Source organism: Herbaspirillum aquaticum, from assembly GCF_002213425.1.
GTDB classification, from domain to species: domain Bacteria; phylum Pseudomonadota; class Gammaproteobacteria; order Burkholderiales; family Burkholderiaceae_D; genus Herbaspirillum; species Herbaspirillum aquaticum.
This window is the reverse complement of the sequence record NZ_NJGV01000053.1, coordinates 1-1,310: the sequence shown is the minus strand read 5'-3', so window position 1 is coordinate 1,310 and position 1,310 is coordinate 1. Positions and strand designations below refer to the sequence as shown.

The following is a 1,310-nucleotide window of genomic DNA, read 5'->3' as shown; positions in this document are numbered from 1 at the left end:
TAGCTATTTCGCTTCTTCTTTGCTTCACTCATTCTCGTCATCCCTTCCAGGACGACAGCTTAAATCAGTGTCTCAAATTCGGGGTCCACTTTAACAATCCCGCCAAAGCAACCTTGGCGATTGGTGGTGCGGATCTTGGGAAAAAGGCAAAAGCTGGAGATGGAACCGGGCGTCCCGTACTGAGGGTGTTTCAGCGTGTGGAGGTTGATGCCCATAAGCTGGACGGCAGATTTTGTGTGATGGTTCCTCAGCTGGACGGAGATGCGACTCCTAAGATCGTGCATCGGCTTTGGGTAATCGTTATTTTAGAAGTCCTCACCAGAGCAGTGCTTGGATACTATTTTTCAATGGGAAAAGAGGTCTCCAAGTCAGATGTACTTCAAGCGATCAAGATGTCACTCAGTAAGTGGAAGCGGAAACAAATTACTTTTTCCGACGAAGCCTATACCGCAAACGCTGCGCTTCCATCTGGTTACAGTGATCGCTTCGTGGGCATCTGTTATGACGAATTTAGTGTCGATGGGGCTTTAGCAAATACTTGCAAGACGGTGGAAACACAACTAAGAGATATTGCTGGGACAGTGCTTGTGACTCCTAATAACAGCTATGCGGTACGTCGTAGTAAAGATGACCGCCCTTTTATTGAAAGTTTTTTCACAAAACTTGGGAAAAACGGCTTTCAACGCATGAGCAACACAACCGGAGGGAAAGCGTCTGAAAATCTTGGTAAGTCAGGTGAAATGATCGCCGTGACTAGTCAGTTCCAATATGAATACGCACAGGAACTGATTGATGTATTTATCGCTAACTACAATGCTTCCCCTCACACAAGTCTAGGTAATCGCTCGCCGCTAGAAGTGCTGATTTACCTCAGCGGTCGGGGCGACTTCAATCCTCGGTATGCGGATCCAAAGGATGTTAATTGCATTTTCAGCGTACGCAAACCATGCACGGTGAAAGGGGGATATAAAACTGGCCGGCGACCATACATCAATTTTGAGGGGAGCCGTTATTCAGCTGATTGGCTCGACCGCCGGCAAGATCTAGTCGGAGAGAAAATATGGGCTATCAATGATGATGAATACAACGCATGCGTCATCATGGTTTCGACCTCAGACGGCGAAATTCTTGGCCACCTACGTGCCCATCCTCCTTGGCACCTGACTCCACACACTCTGCGTGTTCGTAAGCAGATAAATTCCCTCGTTGCCAGAAAAGTAAAGTGGACCCCGAATTTGAGACACTGATTTAAGCTGTCGTCCTGGAAGGGATGACGAGAATGAGTGAAGCAAAGAAGAAGCGAAATAGCT

The 1,310-nt window shown here is 47.4% G+C and carries 1 pseudogene; it reads left to right on the top strand.

The window, feature by feature from the left end:
* A pseudogene (locus CEJ45_RS24875) lies at nucleotides 1-1,247 on the top strand (hypothetical protein); the annotation flags it as partial.
* Nucleotides 1,248-1,310: the final 63 nt, after the last annotated feature.